This window comes from Herbihabitans rhizosphaerae, assembly GCF_004216555.1.
Taxonomy (GTDB): domain Bacteria; phylum Actinomycetota; class Actinomycetes; order Mycobacteriales; family Pseudonocardiaceae; genus Herbihabitans; species Herbihabitans rhizosphaerae.
Genome location: NZ_SGWQ01000009.1, coordinates 188,976 through 205,759 on the forward strand (window position 1 = coordinate 188,976; position 16,784 = coordinate 205,759).

General features: G+C 69.4%; 18 protein-coding genes. 7 read left to right on the forward strand and 11 right to left on the reverse strand.

Features of this window, described 5'->3' with window-relative positions; translation table 11 throughout:
* The first annotated feature begins 141 nt into the window (after positions 1-141).
* Both EV193_RS24440 and EV193_RS24445 read left to right on the forward strand, forming a co-directional pair.
* Positions 142-459, forward strand: coding sequence for a TRADD-N-associated membrane domain-containing protein (locus EV193_RS24440; RefSeq protein WP_130346819.1), 318 nt, complete (start codon positions 142-144; stop codon positions 457-459).
* A 77-nt stretch (positions 460-536) separates the two neighbouring features.
* The gene (locus tag EV193_RS24445) at positions 537-1,319 is read left to right on the forward strand and encodes an NPP1 family protein (RefSeq protein ID WP_130346821.1); all 783 of its coding nucleotides are present in this window, start codon (positions 537-539) and stop codon (positions 1,317-1,319) included.
* A gap of 5 nt (positions 1,320-1,324) precedes the next feature.
* Here the strand turns inward: EV193_RS24445 and EV193_RS24450 are convergent, their stop codons facing one another.
* The 4 genes from EV193_RS24450 to EV193_RS24465 form a co-directional block, all read right to left on the reverse strand.
* Positions 1,325-3,433, reverse strand: a complete 2,109-nt coding sequence (locus EV193_RS24450; protein ID WP_130346823.1) for a putative bifunctional diguanylate cyclase/phosphodiesterase — start codon at positions 3,431-3,433, stop codon at positions 1,325-1,327.
* A gap of 164 nt (positions 3,434-3,597) precedes the next feature.
* On the reverse strand, positions 3,598-4,404 hold the full coding sequence (locus EV193_RS24455; protein ID WP_130346825.1) for an SAM-dependent methyltransferase: 807 nt from the start codon (positions 4,402-4,404) through the stop codon (positions 3,598-3,600).
* A 114-nt stretch (positions 4,405-4,518) separates the two neighbouring features.
* A complete protein-coding gene (locus tag EV193_RS24460; RefSeq protein ID WP_130346827.1) occupies positions 4,519-6,690 on the reverse strand; it encodes a 3-hydroxyacyl-CoA dehydrogenase NAD-binding domain-containing protein in 2,172 nt (723 codons plus the stop codon).
* Positions 6,691-6,908: 218 nt separating this feature from the next.
* Entirely contained in the window at positions 6,909-8,123 is a 1,215-nt protein-coding gene (locus EV193_RS24465) for an acetyl-CoA C-acetyltransferase (protein WP_130346829.1), read from the reverse strand.
* A 115-nt stretch (positions 8,124-8,238) separates the two neighbouring features.
* On the opposite strand from EV193_RS24465, the gene EV193_RS24470 reads away from it, so the two are divergent.
* The gene (locus EV193_RS24470; RefSeq protein ID WP_130346831.1) at positions 8,239-9,474 is read left to right on the forward strand and encodes a TetR/AcrR family transcriptional regulator; all 1,236 of its coding nucleotides are present in this window, start codon (positions 8,239-8,241) and stop codon (positions 9,472-9,474) included.
* An 11-nt stretch (positions 9,475-9,485) separates the two neighbouring features.
* Entirely contained in the window at positions 9,486-10,898 is a 1,413-nt protein-coding gene (locus tag EV193_RS24475) for a cytochrome P450 (protein ID WP_130346833.1), read from the forward strand.
* Here EV193_RS24475 and EV193_RS24480 read toward each other — a convergent pair whose 3' ends face one another.
* Complete coding sequence (locus EV193_RS24480; protein ID WP_207222785.1) at positions 10,899-11,345, reverse strand: class I SAM-dependent methyltransferase; 447 nt, start codon at positions 11,343-11,345, stop codon at positions 10,899-10,901. It lies immediately after the preceding gene.
* A gap of 24 nt (positions 11,346-11,369) precedes the next feature.
* Between EV193_RS24480 and EV193_RS24485 the strand changes: the two genes are divergently transcribed.
* Positions 11,370-11,678: a hypothetical protein gene (locus EV193_RS24485; RefSeq protein ID WP_130346835.1), complete on the forward strand. Its 309-nt coding sequence runs from the start codon at positions 11,370-11,372 to the stop codon at positions 11,676-11,678.
* Here the strand turns inward: EV193_RS24485 and EV193_RS24490 are convergent.
* Complete coding sequence (locus EV193_RS24490; RefSeq protein WP_130346837.1) at positions 11,632-11,970, reverse strand: ArsR/SmtB family transcription factor; 339 nt, start codon at positions 11,968-11,970, stop codon at positions 11,632-11,634. The two genes, EV193_RS24485 and EV193_RS24490, sit on opposite strands and share 47 nt — an antisense overlap.
* A complete protein-coding gene (locus EV193_RS24495) occupies positions 11,970-12,404 on the reverse strand; it encodes an SRPBCC domain-containing protein (protein WP_130346839.1) in 435 nt (144 codons plus the stop codon). Before EV193_RS24495 ends, EV193_RS24490 begins: the two co-directional genes overlap by 1 nt.
* 103 nt (positions 12,405-12,507) lie before the next feature.
* On the opposite strand from EV193_RS24495, the gene EV193_RS24500 reads away from it, so the two are divergent.
* The gene (locus EV193_RS24500; RefSeq protein ID WP_242613628.1) at positions 12,508-12,936 is read left to right on the forward strand and encodes a hypothetical protein; all 429 of its coding nucleotides are present in this window, start codon (positions 12,508-12,510) and stop codon (positions 12,934-12,936) included.
* Between the two features lie 3 nt (positions 12,937-12,939).
* Here the strand turns inward: EV193_RS24500 and EV193_RS24505 are convergent, their stop codons facing one another.
* Complete coding sequence (locus tag EV193_RS24505; RefSeq protein WP_165401491.1) at positions 12,940-14,106, reverse strand: MFS transporter; 1,167 nt, start codon at positions 14,104-14,106, stop codon at positions 12,940-12,942.
* Positions 14,103-14,981 (reverse strand): MBL fold metallo-hydrolase, encoded by an 879-nt coding sequence (locus EV193_RS24510; protein WP_242613629.1) that lies wholly within the window; start codon positions 14,979-14,981, stop codon positions 14,103-14,105. Before EV193_RS24510 ends, EV193_RS24505 begins: the two co-directional genes overlap by 4 nt.
* Positions 14,982-15,081: 100 nt before the next feature.
* Here EV193_RS24510 and EV193_RS24515 point away from each other — a divergent pair, with 100 nt between their 5' ends.
* The gene (locus EV193_RS24515) at positions 15,082-15,501 is read left to right on the forward strand and encodes a MarR family winged helix-turn-helix transcriptional regulator (protein WP_242613630.1); all 420 of its coding nucleotides are present in this window, start codon (positions 15,082-15,084) and stop codon (positions 15,499-15,501) included.
* Here the strand turns inward: EV193_RS24515 and EV193_RS24520 are convergent.
* Together EV193_RS24520 and hemQ are read right to left on the reverse strand one after the other, a co-directional pair.
* A complete protein-coding gene (locus EV193_RS24520; protein ID WP_130346847.1) occupies positions 15,498-16,085 on the reverse strand; it encodes a DUF7711 family protein in 588 nt (195 codons plus the stop codon). The genes EV193_RS24515 and EV193_RS24520 overlap by 4 nt on opposite strands.
* Positions 16,082-16,774 carry a hydrogen peroxide-dependent heme synthase gene (gene hemQ, locus EV193_RS24525; RefSeq protein ID WP_130346849.1) on the reverse strand — a complete coding sequence of 231 codons (693 nt, stop codon included), beginning with the start codon at positions 16,772-16,774 and terminating at the stop codon, positions 16,082-16,084. The genes EV193_RS24520 and hemQ overlap by 4 nt, the downstream gene beginning before the upstream one ends.
* Positions 16,775-16,784 lie beyond the last annotated feature (10 nt).

Genomic DNA, 16,784 nt, shown 5'->3' on the forward strand with positions numbered 1-16,784 from the left:
GATCTCCCCCGCGTTCGACGCGCCGGCCGATGTTCACGCCGAGTTTCCCCAACGGCCGCCGTCCACCGCGACGGCTAATCGACCGGTCCGCCGACGCGATCCACCAGTAGTACGGATCGGCGCTGTGAAAGGGAAACGGCCATGGACAAGTCCAACGGATTCTGGGCGGTACTCGCGGGTCTCGGCGCGTTGGTGGTGATCGTCGCGATCGCGCTGCTGCAATTCGACGGGGCGGCGGACGTCGTGTCCGTCACGACCGCCGCCGGCACGGTGATCGGCACCGTGGTGGGTGCCTTCTTCGGCGTGGCCACCGGACAGGAGGGCCGCAAGCAAGCGGAAGAGGGCCGCAAGGAAGCCGAGATCGCCAAGGAGAAGGCTCAACTCGCCCTGGTGCAGGTCGCCGCCGCCGCACAGCCAGACAGCCCGGCGGCGAAGGCCGCGGTGGAGGCCATCGGCTGACGACGTCCGCAGGCTTGTTGTGTGCCACAACAAATGCTTCCATGGGTTTCCGACAGTCTCGGACGAAAGGGGCGGCAATGGCACACGGCAGGCACCGCACTCGCCGGCTGGCACTCGGGGCTCTCCCGTTCGCCGCGTTGGTGGGCCTATTGACACCGTCGAACGCGTGGGCCGAGCCGCCGGCCGCGTTGCCGGCGAGCGCGCCGGACGGTGACAACCAGTGGCAGCCGGCGCTCGATTTCGATACCGACGGGTGCTACAGCACGCCGGCGATCGGGCCGGACGGCACGCTGAATCCCGGGCTGAACCTGGGCGGCGATGTCAACGGCAACTGCCGCGACCGGTCCGACCTGGAGAACACGAACGTCTACTCCCGATCCAAGTGCAACAACGGGTGGTGCGCGTACATGTACGGGTACTACTTCGAGAAGGACCAGGCGGCGCACGGCCCGGGATCGGCGGGCCACAAGCACGACTGGGAGCACATCATCGTCTGGGTGCAAGATGGCCACACCCGGTACGTCTCGGCGTCGCAGCACTCCAGCTACGAGACCAAGCCCGAGGGTGAGCTGCAGTTCGACGGCGGCAGCCACGCCAAGATCGTCTACCACAAGGACGGCGTGAGCACGCACTGCTTCCGGTTCGCCAAGCCGAACGGCGGCGACGAGCCGCCGGAGAACCACGAAGGACGTTGGCAGGTCAAGGGTCTGGTCGGCTGGGACAACTACCCGGGCGGCATCCGCGACAAGCTTGTCGCGGCCGATTTCGGCGCGGCGACCTTGAAGCTGACCGACGAGCGGTTCGGCGACGAGCTGGCCAAGGCCAAGCCGTCCGACGTCCCGCTGGACCCACACGGCTGACGGGATCAGGTGGTGAGGAAGTCGGCGATCTCGGTGGGAGTGGTCGGGGCCTTCAACAGCGGGCCCTGGACGATGTCCGCGCCGGCTTCCCGCCACCACTCGAGCTGGGCCTCGGTCACGATGTCGGGCACGATCACCGAGGCGCCGCGGGCGCGCACCAGCTTGACCAGCGCGACCATCGCGTCCGCCACGAACGACGACTGACCCCGCTCCTGCCGGCTCGCGATGCGGGACACGATCCTCGGCGCGAGCTTGACGGCTCCGACGTCGAGGTCCTCGATACAGGCGAGGTCGCCGCCGGTCGTGCCGAACTCGGTCAGCACGGTCGCGACTCCCAACTCGCGCAACGTCTTCAGGTTCTCCTCGGCCTCGGTGTTCTCCTTGCACAGCGACTGCACCGGCAGGCCGAGTTGCACCTGCGGCGCCGACAACCCGGACTCGTGCAGCACACCGCGCAGCGTCTTCACCAGATCCGGATCACTGGCCAGGTGCTTGGACAAATCCATCACCAGCGGCGGTGACGCCTGGCCGACCTTGCCCTGCCACGATCGGGCCACGCCGGCCGCCTCGCCGAGCATCCACCGGCCGATCGGGATGCTCAGACCGGTATCCGCCACGACTTCGACGCAGCTGTCGTGGGAGATCGCGCCGCGCTCCGGGTGATCCCACCGCAGCAGCGCCTGCACGCCGATCGGCACCCGTGTCTGCGCGGTCACCATCGGCTGGTACTCGACGGCCAGCTCGCCCATCTCCCACGCGCCGGGCATGGTCGCGGCGAGCCGGAAGTTCACTCGGTCCTCGGCGTCCTTGTGCTTGTCGAACAGCGCCCACTGTCTTCGCCCGCTCGCCTTCACCCTTCGCAGCGTGATGTCGGTGCGCCGCAACACTTCCGACGCGTCGATCCCGACCGGACGCTGCACCACGCCGATGCTGGCCGACACGGCCACGCCGTTGCCGCCGATGTAGGTCGGCTCGGCGAGCTCGTCGTTGATCGTCGCGGCCACGGTCTGCACGTCCGGCGAGGTCGGCGTGTTCTCCATGATGATCGCGAACTCGTCACCGCCGAGCCTGGCGACCATCGGCACGCCCTCGTCCTCGTGCGGGAACGCCTGCGACAGCCGGTCGGCCACGACCCTGAGCAGCTTGTCGCCCGCGTCGTGTCCGAGGCTGTCGTTGACGACGGTGAACGCGTCCAGGTCCATCTGGAACACGGTGAAGTCGATCGAGCCGGCCGGCGCGCCGAGCAGCCGCTCCAGCCTCGACATCAGCGCATGCCGGTTCGGCAGCCTGGTCAGCGAGTCGTGCAGAGCTTGCTGGTTGAGCTGGATCTGCAGCAGATGGGTGTCGGAGACGTCCTCCACCATGGTCACGTGCAAGCCGGGCGAGTCGTCGGCGTCGCGCAACATCGACGCGGACAGGATCACCCAGGAAGGCTCGCCGTCCCGCCGGCGCAGCGTTCTCGGACCGCGGAAGTTCGGCATCTCGCCGTTGGCCAGTGCCCCGTAGGCGCGGCGCATGGAATCGATGTCGGACTCGTCGAACAGGTCGAGCAGCGACATGCCGCCCAGTTCGCGGTGGCGGTACGCGAGGATCCGCGCCAGCGCCGCGTTGGTCTGCACCAGCCGCCCGTCGAGGTCGCTGATCGCGATGCCGATCGCCGAGGAGGTGAACACCTCGCGGAACCGGGCCTCGCTGCGTTTCAGGTCTCGCTCGACGTTGCGCTTGGCCCGGACCAGCGCCTGCTTCACGTCCTCCTGCTGGTCGAAGATCCGCATCCGCATGGACTCGGTGTAGCCGGACGCGATACCGCCGATCAGTGCCACCACGCGGCCGGTGACGTCCTCGACGGCGGACAGCTCCGGCAGCGCGGGCAGGGCGCCGCCGAGGAACTCCGCTGAGCTGCGCAGGGCCGCCGGCTTGGTGAAGTGCGCCTTGATGAGCCGCTCGCCGATGGTCTCGCCGGCCTGACCCGGCGACTGATCGGAGACAAGCGAAACCACCGCGAGGTCAAGGAGCTCGAGCAGGTCGCGCTCGATCTCGTCCCTCGCGGTCGGGACGTACATTATCTGCGACAGCGTCCCCGCCCACCGTCGGACCAGGTCAGCCCGGTCCACGGGCTGAGTCCTCGGCGCAGCTCATCGTGTCGTCCTCGTCGCGGTCACGAATGGACTTTCCCAATTGCCACCGTTCGGCCTACCACTGTGCCTCGATCGGCCCTCTCGCGCCAGCCCCCGATACCCACCAGCGGTCGGCGCGAGAGGTACCCGAACGTGTAGTTCTACCGCTTTTGGGCGACACCCGCGTACAGATTCGACTTCTTAGCGTCATCGCCGACCTCGTCGGCACGCTCCGGACGCCACTCCGGGGTGTACACCAGCCCAGGCTCGACGAGTTCAAAGTCGCCGAACATCCGCTGGATCTCCTCATGCGTGCGCGGGAAAATCGGGTCCTGGCTCTTGGCGAACACCTCGACGGCCTTCTTCATACCCTCCGGTGCGTTGTCACTGGTGAACGCGGACAGCGCGAAGTAGCTGCCGTCCGGGAGCACCTCGCGGTAGCGGTCCGCGACGGCCCACGGGTCGGCCTCGTCCGGCACGAACTGGACCACACCGACCATCAGCAGGCCGACCGGCTCATCGAAGTTGATCAGCCGCTTGGTCTTGGGATCGTTCATGACCGCGTCCGGCTGGGTCATGTCCGCCTGGATGATCGTGGCGTTGTCGTTGCCCTCGAGGATCAGCTCACTGTGTGCGACGGCGACCGGCTCGTAGTCGACGTAGACGACCTTGCACGAGGGATCGGCCTGCTGCGCGATCTCGTGCACGTTGCCCACGGTCGGAATGCCGGAGCCGAGGTCGATGAACTGCTTGACGCCGGATTCGACCAGAAACACCACGGCTCGTCGGAGGAAAGCCCTGTTCAGGCGGGCCATGTCGCGCGCGGGGACGACCTTGACCAGATTGTCGGCCAGGGCACGGTCACCGGCGAAGTTGTGCCCCCCGCCGAGTAGGTAGTCGTACACCCGCGCCGCGCTCGGCTGCTCGGTGTTTACGCCATCTGGAACCCAGCTTGGGGTGTCTGTCACGGTTCACCTCGTAGTCTCGGACGGTGACGAGCAGACTACCGGCGCGTCGTCATCCCCCGGTAGAGGGAGGGCCCCGGGTGTGGGACACCCGGGGCCCACCACGGGTAGCGCGAACTACTCGAAAACCTCGCCCTTTTCCGCCTTCGTGACGAGCGACTCGGGCGGCAGGAAGTGGTCGCCGTAGCGCTGCGCCAGCTCGCGCGCACGGGCCACGAAACCGGCCAGGCCGCCCTCGTACTGGTTGATGTACTGGATCACGCCGCCGGTCCACGGCGGGAACCCGATGCCGAAGATCGACCCGATGTTGGCGTCCTCGATCGTGTTCAGCACACCCTCGTCGAAGCAGCGCACCGTCTCCACCGCCTGGACGAACAGCATCCGCTCCTGCAGGTCCTCGAACGGCACGTCACCGCTGCCCGCGTCGAACGCCTCGCGCAGACCGGACCAGAGGCCGGCCCGCTTGCCGTCCTCGCCGTACTCGTAGAACCCGCTGCCGGTCGAGCGGCCCTTGCGCTCGAACTCGTCGACCATCTTGTCCACGACGGCCTCGGACCCGTGCGTCACCCAGGAGCCGCCGGCCGCCTCGACGCCGGCCTTGGTCTCCTTGCGGATCTTCTGCATCAGCGTGAGCGTGAGCTCGTCGGACAGCTGCAGCGGCGGCGCGGGGAAACCGGCCTGCGAACCCGCCTGCTCGATGCTGGCCGGCTCGACGCCCTCACCGACGGCGGCGAGCGCCTCGTTGATGAAGGTGCCGATCACCCGGCTGGTGAAGAAGCCGCGGCTGTCGTTGACCACGATCGGCGTCTTCTTGATCGCGAGCGTGTAGTCGAACACCCGGGCCAGCGCCTCGTCGGAGGTGTTCTTGCCGCGGATGATCTCCACGAGCGGCATCTTGTCCACCGGCGAGAAGAAGTGGATGCCGATGAAGTCCTCCTGCCGCTTCACGCCCTCGGCGAGGATCGTGATCGGAATCGTGGAGGTGTTCGAGCCCAGCAGCGCGTCGGGATTGACGACATCCTCGATCTCCTGGAACACCTTGTGCTTCAACTCGGTGTTCTCGAAGACCGCCTCGACCACGAAGTCGACGCCGTCCAGGTCCTTGGCGTCGGCCGTCGGGGTGATCCGGGCCAGCAGCGCGTCGGATTTCTCCTGGGTGGTCTTGCCGCGATCGAGCGCCTTCTTCTCGATCTTGACCGAGTAGTCCTTGCCCTTGTTCGCGGACTCGATCGACACGTCCTTGAGCACGACGTCGATGCCGGCCTTCGCGGTCACGTAGGCGATCCCGGCGCCCATCATGCCGGCGCCGAGCACGCCGACCTTGGTGGGCAGCTTCTTCTCGATGCCGTCCGGCCGCGAGCCGCCGTTGTTGATGTGGTTCAGGTCGAAGAAGAACGCCTTGATCATGTTCGTGGACACCTGACCGGTGGCCAGCGAGATGAAGTACTGCGTCTCGATCTTGAGCGCGTTCTCGAAGTCGACCTGGGTGCCCTCGACCGCGGCGGCCAGGATCGCGCGCGGCGCCGGCATCGGCGCGCCCTTGAGCTGCTTGCGCAGGTTGGCCGGGAAGGCCGGCAGGTTCGCGGCGAACTTCGGGCTGGACGGGGTGCCGCCGGGGATCTTGTAGCCGTCGGCGTCCCAGGGCTGCACGCCGCCCTCGGGGTTGGCCTTGATCCACTCCTTGGCCTTCGGCAGCAACTCGTCGACGCTGCCGACCAGCTCGTGCACCAGGCCCAGCTCGACGGCCTTCGCCGGACGGTGCCGCTGGCCCTGCAGCAGCCAGTTCAGCAGCGCGTTCTGGATGCCGAGCAGCCGCACCGAGCGGGCCACGCCGCCGCCACCGGGCAGCAGGCCGAGGGTGACCTCGGGGAAGCCGATCTGGCTGCCCTTCACGTCCGCCGCGATGCGGTGGTGCGTGGCCAGGGCCAGCTCGAGGCCGCCGCCGAGCGCGGCACCGTTGATCGCCGAGACCACGGGCTTGCCGAGGGTCTCCAGCTTGCGCATGTCGGCACGCATGGAGCCGACCATCTCGGCCATCGACTCGGCGGTGTCCGGGCTGGCCTGGATCAGCTCCTTGAGCTCGCCGCCGGCGAAGAAGGTCTTCTTCGCGGAGGTGAGCACCACGCCGGTGATCGAGTCCTTTTCCGCCTCCAGCCGCTCGACGGTGGCCTTCAGCGACTCGCGGAAGTCGTTGTTCATCGTGTTCGCGGACTGGTTCGGGTCGTCCAGCGTGAGCACCACGATGCCGTCGGAGTCCTGCTCCCAACGGATGGTTTTCGCTTCTGCCATAACGGTTTTCGCCTCTTCTAAGTGAGGTTGGCTTGTGTTGTTCGGTTTTCACCACGCTGTCCGGGTGACCACCCGGGCGCGCTCAGGTGGATGAGATGCAAGGCGCAGGTTCGCGACTCGTATTGGGCATACTCGAGCGGGCCTGCAACGCCGCAGATCGCCGCCTGAGCGTGCCCTAGGCGACCATCAACGCAGCTCATCAGCACCATTGGAGTGGACTAGACCCGCTCGATGATGGTGGCGACACCCATGCCGCCGCCGATGCACAGGGTGACGAGCGCCCGGCGCAGGTTCTGCCGCTCGAGCTCGTCGACCATGGTGCCGAGGATCATCGCGCCGGTCGCGCCGAGCGGGTGGCCCATGGCGATGGCGCCGCCGTTCACGTTCAGCTTCTCGTGCGGGATCTTGAGGTCCTTCATGAACTTGAGGACCACGGAGGCGAACGCCTCGTTCAGCTCCCACAGGTCGATGTCGTCCGGGGTGAGGCCGGCCGACTTGAGCGCCTTCTGCGCGGCCGGCGTCGGGCCGGTCAGCATGATCGTCGGCTCGGCGCCGGTGGTCGCGGTGGAGACGATCCGCGCCCTCGGGGTCAGCCCGGCGGCCTGACCCGCCTGTTCGCTGCCGACCAGCACCAGCGCCGCGCCGTCCACGATGCCCGAGGAGTTGGCGGCCGTGTGCACGTGGTTGATCTTCTCGACGTAGTGGTACTTCTGCAGCGCCACCGCGTCGAAGCCGCCCATCTCGCCGATGCCGGCGAAGGACGGCTTGAGCTTGCCGAGCCCGTCCACGGTGGACTCGGGCCGCATGTGCTCGTCGTGGTCGAGCAGCGTGATCCCGTTGCGGTCCTTCACCGGCACGACGGACTTGGCGAAGTAGCCGCCGTCCCATGCCGCCTTGGCCCGCTTCTGCGACTCGACCGCGTACCCGTCGACGTCCTCACGGGAGAATCCCTCGATCGTGGCGATCAGGTCCGCGGAGATGCCCTGCGGCACGAAGTAGCTGTCGTAGTTGGTCTCCGGGTCGTTGAACCACGCGCCGCCGTCGGACCCCATCGGCACCCGGGACATCGACTCGACGCCGCCGGTGATCACCAGCTGGTCCCAGCCGGAGCGCACCTTCTGCGCGCCGGTGTTGACCGCCTCAAGGCCGGACGCGCAGAACCGGTCGAGCTGCAGACCGGCCACGGTGTGCGGCAGTCCGGCGGCGACCGCGGCGGTGCGCGCGATGACCGAGCCCTGGTCGCCGACCGGCGAGACGACGCCGAGTACGACGTCGTCGATCAGTGCGGGATCGGCGTCCGGGTGGCGCCGCCTGAGCTCCTCGATCAGGCCGACGATCAGGGAGATCGGCTTGACGCCGTGCAGGGAGCCGTTGCTCTTTCCTCGACCGCGAGGCGTGCGGATCGCCTCGTAGATGAACGCTTCGCTTGTCACGCCGTGGTCCTCTCTCGGGCTAACTGTGATTAACATAGTGCGCCGAATCCGCAGGTTGTCAACGTATTCGCGGTGACATAGCTTGTAAGATACGCCTCACACCAGGAGCCAATCGTTGACCACCGCACGCCGACCACGCAACCGCAAGGAGCTGCTCGCCCGCGCCGCGGCCGAGCTGTTCCGGCAGCGCGGGTACCACGCGGTCGGCGTGAAGGACATCGCCGCGGCGGCCGGCGTCACCGGCCCGGCCGTGTACCGGCACTTCGAGAACAAGCAGGACGTGCTCGCGCACGTGGTGCTGGCCGGTGTGGACACGATCGGCGCGGTGGTCGACGAGGCCACCTCCACGTTCGCCGACAAGCCGGAGAAGGCCAGTCGAGCGGTGCTGGAGCGGCTGGCCGAGCTGTCCGTGGCGAACCGGGAGATCACCGCGCTGTGGCGGTGGCAGGGTCACCATCTGGACGAGGCCAACCGGGCCGAGCTGCGCAGGCGGGTCGGCTCCGCCCGCCGCGCGTGGACCCGGCTGATCATCCGGTGCCGCCCGGACATCACCGACGCGGAGGCCGAGCTGCTGTGCTGGGCGTCGCTGAGCGTGTTCGGCAGTGTGGCCGACCATCGTGTCTCACTCCCCCGCCGGCGGTTCGAACAGCTTCTGGTCGAACTGGCCGGCGCGGTGCTCGCGGCCACCGTGCCGTCCGGCGTGTCGAGCCCGACCGCCGACGAGGAATGGCGGCGCGGCTCACCCGGCGCGACGTCCCGCCGCGAGGAGTTGCTCACGATCGCCACCACGCTGTTCCGCGAGCGCGGCTTCCACGACGTCAGTATGGAGGAAATCGGCGCGGCCGCAGGAATAGCCGGCCCCAGTGTGTACCGCTATTTCCCCTCGAAGGCGGACATCATGTTGGCCGCCGCGTACCGAATGGGTGACCGTCTGATGGTGGGCGCGCGACGGGCCGTGGCCACCGCGTCCGATCCGACCGACGCGCTGCACCGCATCGTCGAGTCCTATGTGGACATCACGCTGCACCCGGACGGCGTGCCCATGCGCTACGCCGACGAGCTGATCAACGTGCCGGACCGGGACCGCAAGGAGCTGGTCGCCGTGCAGCGCGGCTACGTCGCCGAGTGGGTGCGGCTGCTGCGCACGGTCGCTCCCTGGCTGGACGAACCGGCGGCGCGGATCACCGTGCAGGCGGCACTCACGATCGTCAACGACCTGCCCCGCACGCGCCGGGTCAACGCCCGGCCAGGGCTCACCGCCGAGCTGACCGCACTCGCTTTCACCGTGCTCGCGACCGACGTGTCTTCCGGGACACGACCGCCCGACGAGGAGCAACCCGGCACGAACTGAGGAGGTCGACGATGACCGCCGTCCACAGTGGACTGGACATGACCGACGCCACCCGGATCGACAGGTGGCTGGCGGACAGGCGCTATCGACCTCGGGTGCTGGCCGATCCGCCACCGGGCAGCGGGCTGCGGCCGGTGGTCGGCGACGTCGGGCTCCCGTTCCTCGGCCACTCGCTGGAGATGCTCCGGATCGGGCTGCCCTACGTGCACTCGCGACACCAGGAGTACGGCGAGGTCACCTGGTCGCGCGGGTTCGGCGCCAACACGGTGTCGGCGATCGGCGGCGACGCGGTGCAGGAGGTGCTCGCCAACAAGGACAAGGCGTTCTCGCAGCGCGGCTGGGAGTACTTCATCGGGCCGTTCTTCCGGCGCGGGCTGATGCTGCTGGACTTCGGCGAGCACCTGCACCACCGCCGGATCATGCAGCAGGCGTTCACCAGGCCGCGACTGTCCGGCTATCTCGGCGGCATCGCTTCCCTTGCGCGGCAACGGATCGCGGACTGGCCGGCGGGCGAGGCGTTCGAGGTGTTCCCCGCCGTGAAGACGCTCTCGCTGGACATCGCGACCGAGGTGTTCATGGGTCACGAGGGTGAGGACACCGTCCGGCTGACCGACGCGTTCGTGGACACCGTGCGCGCCGGCACCGCGATCCTGCGCGCTCCCGTGCCCGGTGGCCGGTGGTGGTCGGGCCTGCGCGGGCGTGAGGTGCTGGAGCGGTACTTCCGCGCGGAGATCCCGGGCAAGCGGGCCGGCGCGGGCGAGGACCTGTTCTCGGCGCTGTGCCACTCCGAGTCCGAGGACGGTCACACGTTCACCGACGACGACGTGGTCAACCACATGATCTTCCTGATGATGGCCGCGCACGACACGTCGACGATCACGACCACGGCGGCGATGTACTACTTGGCGCTGCACCCGGAGTGGCAGGACGCGGTGCGCGAGGAGTCGCTGGCCGCCGGCGACGAGCCGCTGGACGTGGACGGCGTGGAATCGTTGCGCGCGTTGGACTTGGTCGTGCGCGAGGCGCTGCGGTTGGTCGCGCCGGTGCCGTGGCTGCTGCGCAAGACCGTGGCGGACACGCAGCTGTGCGGCTACTACGTCCCGGCTGACACCCTCGTCACGATCTACCCGGGCATCAACCACCTGCTGCCCGAGTACTGGACGCACCCGGAGTGGTTCGACCCGGAACGGTTCTCCGAGGAGCGCCGCGAGGACAAGTCGCACCGGTACGCGTGGATGCCGTTCGGCGGCGGCGTGCACAAGTGCATCGGCATGATGTTCGGCACGCTGGAGGTGAAGACGCTGCTGCACGAGCTGGTGCGCCGGTACACCTGGAGCGTGCCGCCGGGCTACCGGGTCCGCTGGGATCCGATGGCACTGCCCCGCCCGGTGGACGGCCTCCCGGTGCGCCTGCGCCGCCGGTGATCACCCGTCCAGGCGGGCGATCACGGCTAACGGGATCGAGCCCGCTGAATCCGGGTTCCCGAAGCGGGATTTAGCCTGCTGAATCCCTTTTCGCGGTTTGTCAAGCACCCATGTGGGTAACTCGCGGGTGGGCCTGCCGCGCGCGAGCTGTCCGATGTGGACGGCGAGCACCTTGTCGAACCGCCGCGCGCCGAAGTCCGCGTCCTCCAGGGACATCAGCTCGAACTCGGCGGCACCCGCCGCGACGTGCTCGGCGTTGCGGCGGGTGGCCACGTCGATCATCTTGGCCGACCGGTCGATGGCGAGCACGCCGCCGCCGCCGAGCCGCTGACAGATCAGCGTGACCGCCACGCCGTGGCCGCAGCCGATCTCCAGCACCCGGTCGTGCGCGGCGACGTCCATGACGTCCACCGCCCAGGTCCGCCGTTCGGACGCGGTCGCGGCCACGAGTCGAACAGTAGCCTGGGCGGCGTGACCAAGCGGATCGTTCCGGACGGCTTCACCGCCCCCCGGCACGCGCGCGACTTCGCCGAGGGCACCGGCTTCACCTTCACGGTGCTCGACGTACACACCGCCGAGGTGATCGGCTGTGTGTACGTCTACCCACCACGAGACGACGCCAACGTCGACGTGACCGTGCGATCGTGGGTGCGCGCCGACCGAGCCGGCCTGGATTCCTTGCTGCACAAGGAAGTCCGCGCGTGGCTGGCCCGCGACTGGCCACAGTGGACAGTCAGCTCTCCCGGTCGGGAGCCACGGGGGCCTCGGCCGCCCGCTTGATCGCCAGCAGCCTGCGGTCCCAGGTGGCGGCGAGGTCCGCGAGCCACCGCGCCGACTCCTGCACCGAATCGGTCCGCACCTGGTAGAGCACCTCACGGCCGGCCCGCGCACCGGCGACCAGCCCGGCCGACTCCAGCACGTTGAGGTGCTTCACCACGGCCTGCCGCGACACCGGCAACCGCGTGGCCAACGCGGTCGCGCTGGCGCGGCCCTGCTCGGCGAGCACGCCGAGCAGTTGCCGCCGCGTCGGATCGGCGAGCGCCACCAGGACGTCACCGACATCGATGGCCATCAGCCGACGGCGAGCGCCGCGATCACCTTCAGCTGCTGTGCCCAACCGTCGGTGTTCCCTTCGATCGCCTTCGCGCGCGCGTCCTCGGCCACCCCGAGCGACGCGAACCCGCTCTCCACCACGCGCAGCACGGTACCGCCGTCGCGCTCGGTGAGAGTGAACTCGATCAGTGTGGAGTTGCCCTCGACGGGTTCCTTGCCGGCGAACTCGCTGGCCCACCGGAACGCCGCGTATCGCGGCGGCTCGCTCTTCTCCAGCCGGACCGGGTACTTGCCGTACTTGGGGTGCTCGACGACGTCGAAATCGCCGTCACGCTGGCGGGTGATGACCGACGGATCGCCGTCGTTGATCCACCAGCCCGGCACCGTGACCAGGTCCCACACCCGCGCCACGGGTGCCTCGATCAGTACCTCACGCTCGATCTTGTCCTGCATCGCCGTTCCTCTCGTCGTCTTGAAGTGCTACCCCAGGGTTGCACAATTTCTCCGCTCCTGCAACCCACGGGTAGCACGTCGCGACCCGAGATAGATTGGCCCGGTGCCCAACCAGATCCGGTTCGAGGTCCTGACGTTCGAGACCACACCCGAGGTCGTGCCGCACGTCGACAGCCGCCCACTGACCGAGTTGATCGACGCCTACGAGGTTGGCGCGAAGATGGACGTCGCCGGCGACGCCTACGCCGGCCTGGTCCCCGCGCACTTCGACTTCGGTCCGATGGAGGAGCACTACCTCGGCGCCGGGATGGGCCCGCGCGTTCCGCTGCTCGGCTGCACCTGCGGCGAGTGGGGCTGCTGGCCGCTGATGGCCACGGTCACCGCCGTCGGCGACACGGTCACCTGGGACGAGTTCGAGCAGCCGCACCGCACCGACCGCGACTACACCGGGTTCGGGCCGTTCACCTTCTCCCGCACGGACTACGACGAGGCGCTGGCCGTTCTGATGATCGACCTGGCGGACTGGGCGTAACGGTCAGCCTCGTCCCGCCAGCCGGGCACCGGCGGCGAGCAGGGCCGCGGCCACGACACCCGCGACCGCACCGGCCAGCGCGGCCGCGCCGAATCCGTACGCCGAGGACAGCGCGCCGAACGAGAACGGCGCCACGGCGGCACCGGTATACAGTCCACTTTGGACAGTGTGTCCCGCGTTCTCGGTGCGCCCGGGCAGCAGGCGGATCGTGGCGGCCAGCAGCAGGCCGGTCCACCCCCACCCCGCGGTGAACGCCAGCACCGCACCGGCGAGGAATCCCACCGACGTGCCGGTCGCGATCAACGCCAGCCCGACCGCGCCGCACGCCATCATCGCGGTGATCACCGCGGGCAGCCGCGCGGGCGCCCGGTCGGTCAGCACTCCGGCGCCCAGCCGCACGGCGATCGCGAGGAAAGCACTGAGCGACAACAGGTTCCCGCTCAACGACGTGCTCATCCCGGCGTGCGTGCCGAGCTGGACGAAGTACGTGGCGACCGCGTTGTTGCCCACCGCGGACAGCGCGGCCGCCGCACCCCAGAGCACCAGCACGCCGCCCACCCGGCCCGTCTTGGGCTGGCCCGGGACCGCGGCGCCGACCCCGCGCACGTGCCGCAGCAGCGTCAGCGGCAGCAGTGCCACCACGGCCCCGGCGATCATCGCGGCCCGCCAGCCGTGCGGCACGGCGACCAATGCCACCAACAGACCCGCGATCAGCGGCCCGGCACCCAGCGCGGCACCGACCAGCCCGGCCGCGAGCGAGCGCCGCCCGCCGTGCACCTTCACCGCGATCAGCCGGCCGGCCACCGGCTGCACCAGCCCGTTGGCGAACCCGCCGACCGCGAGCACCGCGATCAGCAGCCCCTCACCGTCCACTTGGGACACCGCGAGCATGGTCGCGGACGCGGTGAGCGCGGCAGCGGCGAGAACCCAAGCCGCCGGCAGTCGTGCCGCGATCCGTTTGGCCACAGGGGATCCGAGTGCCGTGGCGGCGTAGAACACGCTCATCGCCAGGCCCAGCGCCGGCCGTGACACGCGCAGGTCCGGCTCCACGAACGCGGCCAGCGCGCCGACCGCGAACCCGGGCAGCACGCCGACCGTCGCGGTGAGCGCCACCGCGCCGACGGCGAGCCAGGTCCGGTGCCCGAGCCGGGGCGGCGCGCCGACGGTCACGGCAGCGGCTGCCAGACCGGCCCGGCCTCGCCGTCCACGACCCGCCCGAACACCACGTCCGCGAAGTGCACGCCGAACCCGAGCGTGTTCGGCTCGCGCAGCGACTCGATCAGCTCACGCCGGGACCGGACCGCCTCGGTGGGATCGCTGTCCGGCGCGGCCGACCACTCCGGCCTGCCGATCTGCAGCGGCGAGTGCATCGCGTCCCCGATCACGATCAACGTGTGCCCGCCGGACGTGATCCGGTACGACAGGTGGCCAGGCGTGTGGCCGACGCTCGCGACCGCCTCGACTCCGGGGAACACCTCCTCCCCCGGCACGACCGTGCGCACCCTGGGCTCCAGCGCGTCGAACTGCTCCTGGAACGGGCCGTACGGCTCGTTGGGGGCGCGCTCGGTCCACTCCTGCTCGCCGAGCACCACCGGGCAGTCGAACACCGGCCGGCCGTCGTCGTCCACCTTGGCGGCCCAGCCGATGTGATCGGGGTGCAGGTGGGTCACCGCGATCGCCTCGATGTCCGACGGTGAGCGGCCCACCTCGGCCAGGCTGTCCAGCAGCGCGCCACCGCGCAGCGGCCCGAACACCGGGTCGCCGGGCGGGCCCGGCGCCTCCAGCGGCCCGAGGCCGGCGTCCACCAGAAGCGCGCGATTCCCTTGTGCCACAAGGAGAGCACCGAAGCTGGCGACCAGCATCCCGTCGGCGTCGAGGTGGTGCGGGTTGGCCGCCCAGTCCTCGGCGGTGCTGTCGGCGAACCAGCCGCGCGGCTTGAGCCCGCCGGCGCCGTCGGGTAGGTAGGTGATCTCCAGGTCGCCGAGCGCGATCGTGCGGATGCCCGACGGCCTGGCGAGCCGGCTGGTGTCGATGGTGTTCGTCAAGTCCCCTCCTCGATGATCGTCCACACGAGAAAGGTTATAGCTCGAATAGTTCTAACTGCAAACATCCAGGTCTGAACGGCCGGCAGGTAGCATGGACGGCGTGACGACCTCCCGCTCCGCCCGCGCCGACGGCGAGACCTGTGGCCTGGTGACCCGCCTGTCGCATCAGCTCGCCGACCACATCCGCAAGCGCGCGGCGACGCTGGATCTCACCTCGCCGCAGGCGATCGCGCTGCGCGAGCTGACCGAGCCGATGCCCATGCGCGCGCTCGCCGTGCGGATGTCCTGCGAGCCGTCCAACGTCACGTTCGTGATCGACAAGCTCGAGCAGCAGGGGTACGTCGAGCGCACCCCTGACCCCGACGACCGGCGTGCCAAGCTGCTGGTGCTCACGCCGTCCGGCACGAAACTGCGCACCAAGCTGGTGGCCGTGCTGACCGAGGAGTCACCGCTCGGCACGCTCAGCGACAACGAGCGCACCACCCTGCACAAGCTCCTCCAGCGCGCCCTGGAGAGTTAGAGCCGGCCCTGCGCGTCGAGCAGATCGAGATAGCCGTTGCCGGCCTGCCACAACGGATCCGCGATCGCCGTGACCTTGCCCGGTGCCCAGCGCCGCTCCTGGTAATCGCGACTCCTGGCGCGCAACGCCCCCAGGCTCACCGCCAGCTCCTCGTCCACCCGCGCCCGCAGGCTCTCCCGAGTGGGCGCGGGCGAACGGAACTCCTCGGCCCGCTGCTCGCGAAGCGCGGACAGTGCCGGCTCGACCAGTCCATCCCGCGCGTCCCACAACAGGATCGGCCGTTCGATCTCGTGGTTCCACACGGGGGCGTGGGAGGACCGCCACAGCGCGGTGATCGGGTTCTTGGCGAGTCTGGTGGCGTTCGCCCACTGCTCGGCACCGCGCGGCTGGGTCAGCCACGGGACGCCGTCGACGGGCAGATCGACGGCGAGCGCGACCCGCACCCACTCGACCTCGTCCGGCACGTCCTCGACGGCCCAGAGCTGGACGACCCGCAACGGGACGATCGACGCCGGCTTGGCCGCCATGTCGGCACACGACGTGGCCAACCCTTCGAGGTGCTGTACCGCCCGTGCCCGCTTCACGGCAGGTTGGTGACCAGCTCCGCGGCCGGGACCCGGGTGCCGGTGTAGAACGGGATCTCCTCGCGCACGTGCCGGCGGGCCGTGCTGCCGCGCAGGTGGCGCATGAGGTCCACGATCCGGTGCAGTTCGTCCGCCTCGAACGCGAGGATCCACTCGTAGTCGCCGAGCGCGAACGACGCGACCGTGTTGGCACGCACGTCCGGGTAGTCGCGGGCCATCTTGCCGTGCTCGGCGAGCATGCCGCGGCGCTCGTCGTCCGGCAGCAGGTACCACTCGTAGGACCGCACGAACGGGTACACGCAGATGTACTTGCGCGGCTCCTCGCCGGCCAGGAACGCCGGGATGTGGCTCTTGTTGAACTCGGCCGGCCGGTGCAGCGCGACCTGGCTCCACACCGGCGCGGACGCCCGGCCGAGCGCGGTGCGACGGAAGCCCGAGTACGCGGTCTGCAGCTGCTCGATCTCCTCGGCGTGCCACCAGATCAGGTAGTCGGCGTCGGCCCGCAGGCCCGCAAGGTCGTACACGCCGCGAACGACGGTTCCCTTGTCCGCCAAGGCATCCAGGTACTCCTGCGCCTCCGTGGCGGCCGGGCCGCGGTCGTCGGGCAGACGGGTGGGTTCCACCCGGAACACCGACCACATGGTGTACCGGATCGTGTCGTTCAGTTCGGCGTAATCGAGGCGAGCCATGCCTCAATAC

Bases quoted from the DNA above. Each gene is read 5' to 3' on its own strand.
- EV193_RS24440 (WP_130346819.1), top strand. From the start codon at position 142: ATGGACAAGTCCAACGGATTCTGGGCGGTACTCGCGGGTCTCGGCGCG.
- EV193_RS24445 (WP_130346821.1), top strand. From the start codon at position 537: ATGGCACACGGCAGGCACCGCACTCGCCGGCTGGCACTCGGGGCTCTC.
- EV193_RS24460 (WP_130346827.1), bottom strand. From the start codon at position 6,690: ATGGCAGAAGCGAAAACCATCCGTTGGGAGCAGGACTCCGACGGCATC.
- EV193_RS24475 (WP_130346833.1), top strand. From the start codon at position 9,486: ATGACCGCCGTCCACAGTGGACTGGACATGACCGACGCCACCCGGATC.
- EV193_RS24490 (WP_130346837.1), bottom strand. From the start codon at position 11,970: ATGGCCATCGATGTCGGTGACGTCCTGGTGGCGCTCGCCGATCCGACG.
- EV193_RS24495 (WP_130346839.1), bottom strand. From the start codon at position 12,404: ATGCAGGACAAGATCGAGCGTGAGGTACTGATCGAGGCACCCGTGGCG.
- hemQ (WP_130346849.1), bottom strand. From the start codon at position 16,774: ATGGCTCGCCTCGATTACGCCGAACTGAACGACACGATCCGGTACACC.